The following is a 5,211-nucleotide window of genomic DNA, read 5'->3' as shown; positions in this document are numbered from 1 at the left end:
AAAGAGCACCCAGAAGATGAGATCTTCCATCATCAATTCGTTTAAGCAGGTTAATTAAAAAGAAAGCTATTGAACGGTCATGGCAGTAGAAATGCCTTCCCCTGTTCTGCTATGTTGCTAAATATTAGTCCTTTGGCACTGACTTAAGTGCGGTCTGGTCAGACACCTCCTCCGCTAACTCAGGGTTAGTTGACTCGACGAGTCCTACTTCTTTTTCGGGATGAAACTCGCCTTCCCAGCGTGCTACCACGGCCGTGGCCAGACAGTTGCCCGTCACGTTCACCGAAGTACGGGCCATGTCCATCAGCTCATCGATGCCCAGGATGGCAAAGATGGGCCACACCGGCAGGTTGAAGGAAGCTACCGTGCCCAGCAGGATCACCAGCGAAGCCCTCGGTACGCCGGCTACGCCCTTGCTGGTAAGCATGAGGGTGAAGACCATCAGTAACTGTTCCCCCCAACTCAGGTCGATGCCCGCGGCCTGGGCCACAAACACGGCCGCCAGCGAGAGGTATAGCGTCGTGCCATCGAGGTTAAAGCTGTAGCCTGTCGGCATCACAAAGGCCACAATGCGGCGCGGCACCCCTAGCTTCTCCATCTCTTCCATGGCGCGTGGCAGAGCCGCCTCAGAGCTGGTGGTGGCAAAGGCAATTGAGACCGGGCCCGAAATGGCCTGTAGGAACCTGCGGATGGGCACACGCGCAAGCAAGGCTATCGGCAGCAGCACCAGAAGCAGGAACACCAGCAGCGCCACATAGAGCGTAGCCAGCAACTGGAATAGGTTGACCAGGATGCCAAAGCCCATGTGGCCGGTGGTATAGGCGATGGCTGCGCCTACGCCCACAGGGGCGAAGTACATAATGATGTTGGTGAACTTAAACATGGTCTCCGAGAGGCTCTCGCAGAAGTCGAGCATGGGCTTGCGCTTCTTCTCTGTTACCATGGCTAGGCCAATGGCAAAGAGCACCGAGAACACGACGATTTGCAGCACCTGGCCTTCAGCGATGGACTTGGCAATATTTTCGGGGAAGACGTGCAGGATGATGTCGGAGGCCGTCTGTTTGGCCGGGGCCTGGATCTCTTCTGTTTCGGCAATGCCCTGCATGTTGATGCCTTCACCGGCTTTGCTGATGTTGATGGCAGCCAGGCCGATAAACAGGGCCAGGGTGGTGACGACCTCAAAGTATAAGAGCGCCTTCCAGCCCATGCTGCCTACCTGCTTGAGGTTGGAATGGCCGGCTATACCTACGACCAGTGTAGCAAAAATGAGCGGCGCAATGATGGTCTTGATGAGCTTCAAAAAGACCTTGCTGAGCACGTTGAGGTTGGTGGCAAAAGAAGGGAAGTCATAGCCGATCTCGGCGCCCACCACCATGCTGATCAGGATCCAGGTAGTAAGAGAGCGCTTCTGCAGGCCATAGAGCAGCAAGACGCCGATGCCGATCCAGCGCACGGCCATCAGCACTTCTGCGGGCAGGGCCAGCAGGCCATACTGCTGCAGCACCGTCAGGATTGCCGCCAGGGTGACGGTCAGCAGCGTAGCCAGCGGAATAAATGATTTCTTCATAAAGAACTTAAAACAAATAAATTAAGGAAGATCCTTAGACAGTGGTTTTTTTCCTGTTCGTTATCCAGTTTTTTAGCGCCGCTATAATGGGAGGAGCTATGGAGAGCACAATTATGCCCAGGATCATCATAGAGAAGTTTCGCTTAACTGCCGGAATGTTGCCGAAAAGATAACCTGCTATCATAAAGAACAACACCCATATCATGGCCCCCGTGATATTGAAAAAGATGAAGCGTTTGTAATCCATTTTGCCTATACCTGCCACGAAGGGCGCAAAAGTGCGCACAATGGGAACAAAGCGGGCATAGATGATGGCGCGACCGCCATAGCGTTCGTAAAAGCGATGTGTCTGGTCAATGTGGTCACGGCGCAGAAACCAGAAATTGCGGAGGTAGATTTTATTACCAATTTTTGACCCGGTATAATAGTTAAAGGAGTCTCCCAGGATAGCCGCTGTAATCAGCAGTCCGATAAGAGCCAGCAGGTTTAACCCCGAGCTGGGAATAGCCGCAAGAGCACCTAGTGCAAACAAAAGAGAATCTCCCGGCAAAAAGGGAGTCACGACCAGTCCTGTTTCACAAAAGATAATCAGGAACAGGATCAGGTAGATCCACCCTTCATACTTGGTTACCAGTTCAACCAGATGCTGGTCGATATGCAAAATAAAATCTATGAGATGCTGTATGAGCTCCATAAAGTAGGCCCATTGCTGGGCAGAAAAATAAAAATGAATAAAAAGGATGCACCTAAGCAGTGGGACAAAGGTGTTTTATAAACTAAAGAATAAAAGATGAATGCGAAAAAAGGATGTGCCTATGGACCTTTGATCTGAATGGAGTACAGGCCGCAGTCGGTATTCGTAGCAGAGAGAGTTTGCAGAGCAGGTGACGTGTCTTGCAGTTGCGGATACAACGGAAGCAGGAGTGTGTAAAACAAAGGTGTTAGCAAAGACTTATTCAACTGCCGTATCGCTTTTGCTTTACCGGGAGTTGCATCATCTGCTAAAAACTGGAGGTGTTGTTCTTTAGTAGGGTGTGTAAGATGCTGGTGGTCAACAGGCACCGTTGGCGCAGCTTTCAAGTCGGGGTGCACGGCCAAAGACAAAATACTGTACAGAAGAACTCCCACCAGTATATGCAGTTTTTTAAATACCTGTATACCTGTTGTTTTCATCATCGCAAAGGAATGAGGTTGTGAAGACTTAAACAATAGGGGAGCGTAGTTATTTTTAGTGAATGGTGTTTTAGCGTTACAAAGAAGCGAATCGACGAGGAGCACGGCAATAGGTTAGGACATCCTGATTAACACCTGTTTAAAACAGATTCAGCAGGGCCGGCTGCCCTGCCAGGATTCAGGATAGTACCTTATTTTCTGTGGGCACCTGCGGTTTTTTACTTTGGTTTTTGTTGAACCACCAATACATGGGTATACCTGTCAGGATGAGTACCATACCCATCGCCGCCTCGCGTGGGCGTACAAATATTGTGTTTACGAAAAGGGCGGCACAGAAGAGGACCATGATAGCCGGAACCACCGGATAGCCCCATACCTTATAGGGCCGGTTTGCGTCCGGCATCTTCCTCCTCAGTATAAACACGCCCAGGGTAGTAGCGCCATAAAAGATAAAGACAGCAAAAATGATCATGTCGGTAAGCTGGTCAAACGTTCCGGATAGCACGAGCAGGCACGCCCAAATGCTCTGGTAGCGAAGCGAATTGGCCGGTACCTGCGCCTGGTTAAGTTCCGCCGCTTTCGGAAAGAACAGGCCTTCCCGCGCCATAGCAAAATAGGTGCGGCAGCTGGCCAGAATTGTCGCGTTGGTGCAGCCCAGCGTGGTTACCAGAATAAGAATAGAAATAAAAAGGCCACCTTCATACCCCCAGAAGCTCTTGACAACTTCCACGGCTGCAATCTGGTTTCCAGCTTCATGTACCTTCTCTATGACTGAAATGGGTAGTATAGATAGGTAAGTCATGTTCACCAGCAGGTAGATCGCTATAACCGTCAGCACACCAATTGAAATACCTCTGGGAATGTTGTGCTTGGCATTCTTGATTTCGCCTCCCAAGAAGCCGACAGCTGCCCAGCCCTGATAGGCCCAGAATGCGGACAGCATGGCTGTGAAAACAGCACTGAAAGTAACAGGGGCAGCCGAAGCTGCTGTTAGGTCGAAAGTTGATCCAATATCGGCTTTCTCGCTGCCAAGACCGAAAAATACGATGATGCTGATGCCGGCAAATACCAGCAGCAATATGACCGTGCCAAGCCGAGCCCCGATTCCAACTCCCTTGGCATTTACCCAGGTCAAGAGAATAATGAGGGCGATAGCTACAAACTTTACACTCAGATCAGCGAACGGATAAAAAATGCCACCGATTGAGATAGCAGACAGAGATTCTAAAACACCAGGCAGGGGCAGGATACTGTTAAGAGACTGCGCAAATACATAGGCCAGGGAAGAAATAGCCGCTGTTTGAATGACGGTAAACAGGGACCACCCGTAGATAAAAGCAAAAAAACGATTGTATATTTTTTTGTAGTAAGCATATTCCCCTCCCGTATCCGCCAGAAGTCCGGCCACCTCCGCATTGCTTAAAGCCCCGAAAAGGGAGATGATACCTGCCAGCAGCCAGCAGATTAGGACCCATTCTGCCGAGTGCAGTTCTGCGGCCATCGGAGCCACTTTTTTATACACGCCCGACCCAATAATATTCCCTATTACCACCACAATAACCAAGCGTAAACCTAACGAACGGCGGAGTTGACTGTTCTTGCTCATATGATGTTGAATCGTGACGTGCTACATTTTAAGTTTAAAATGGTGAATAAGTTAGGACGGATAGAATTGAAATCATACTCCAGAGGCAGAAAATATTTTCATGGCCTTTAAAAAGCTAAATCAGGAAAGTCATCGGGACAACAATAGCAGAAGAGGAAATGCCATTTTCCCCTTAGCGTTGGTTTGTATTTCGGATCTCAGCTTACATTTTTGCTAGGAAGGAGGAAGGAGATAAGAGAGAAGGAGCCACTTGTAAAAATACTTCTCCGCACGAACTGAGATGCTTTTAGTTGACCAATGGAGGGGGAGTGTCTTATTCGGCAGCGGAATGGAAGTACGTGAAGAGGATTTGAGCATACCTCCTTCTAGAGGGGCGTTTTGCTCCGGGCAAGCAGCTTACCGGTTAAGAAAGAAAACTCCGGCAGGTGCGCATAGACAGGTATACCAGATAGGGTTCCGAAGCAGTAAAGGCAGTATAAATAGAAGTCACCACCTTTACTGGTCCGGCAATCTCAACGGAATAAAGGCAGCATTGACCCGCTCGTTCACCAGATAAAGGAAAGCTGCTGGTCGCAAGCTACAGGGTTTGTTACTCAGTAAATTTGTGGGAACATGATCCCAATGCTGACCGGGGTAGGAATCACACCAATTTTTACTTATTGAAACCGCTTCAAGTGAAACTATAAAGCGTCAATTGGCATCCGCTATTCCGACAGGTGTTTCAACAGCTCGCGTTTTACCTCCCGTTCTACATTGATCGTGTCTGCCGAGCGGAGCCTGGTTGCTACGGAATCAACGCCCACATGCCGCTGTAACTCTTTATCCGCCATATTTTGCAAACTATCCAACGCCATGTTGGCACCTG

At 49.5% G+C, this 5,211-nt stretch carries 4 protein-coding genes; all 4 read right to left on the bottom strand.

Annotated features, from left to right (window positions below):
• Positions 1-124: 124 nt before the first annotated feature.
• Positions 125-1,567, bottom strand: coding sequence for a dicarboxylate/amino acid:cation symporter (locus OB13_RS06375; protein WP_461489318.1), 1,443 nt, complete (start codon positions 1,565-1,567; stop codon positions 125-127).
• 34 nt (positions 1,568-1,601) lie between these two features.
• Positions 1,602-2,261, bottom strand: coding sequence for a DedA family protein (locus OB13_RS06370; protein WP_461489317.1), 660 nt, complete (start codon positions 2,259-2,261; stop codon positions 1,602-1,604).
• Positions 2,262-2,380: 119 nt separating this feature from the next.
• On the bottom strand, positions 2,381-2,845 hold the full coding sequence (locus tag OB13_RS06365) for a hypothetical protein (RefSeq protein WP_461489316.1): 465 nt from the start codon (positions 2,843-2,845) through the stop codon (positions 2,381-2,383).
• A 73-nt stretch (positions 2,846-2,918) separates the two neighbouring features.
• On the bottom strand, positions 2,919-4,346 hold the full coding sequence (locus OB13_RS06360; RefSeq protein WP_461489315.1) for an APC family permease: 1,428 nt from the start codon (positions 4,344-4,346) through the stop codon (positions 2,919-2,921).
• Positions 4,347-5,211: the final 865 nt, after the last annotated feature.

This window comes from Pontibacter sp. HJ8 (genome assembly GCF_054824225.1).
This window is presented reverse-complemented; position numbering and strand designations above follow the sequence as displayed.

Bases quoted from the DNA above. Each gene is read 5' to 3' on its own strand.
- OB13_RS06375 (WP_461489318.1), bottom strand. From the start codon at position 1,567: ATGAAGAAATCATTTATTCCGCTGGCTACGCTGCTGACCGTCACCCTG.
- OB13_RS06370 (WP_461489317.1), bottom strand. From the start codon at position 2,261: ATGGAGCTCATACAGCATCTCATAGATTTTATTTTGCATATCGACCAG.
- OB13_RS06360 (WP_461489315.1), bottom strand. From the start codon at position 4,346: ATGAGCAAGAACAGTCAACTCCGCCGTTCGTTAGGTTTACGCTTGGTT.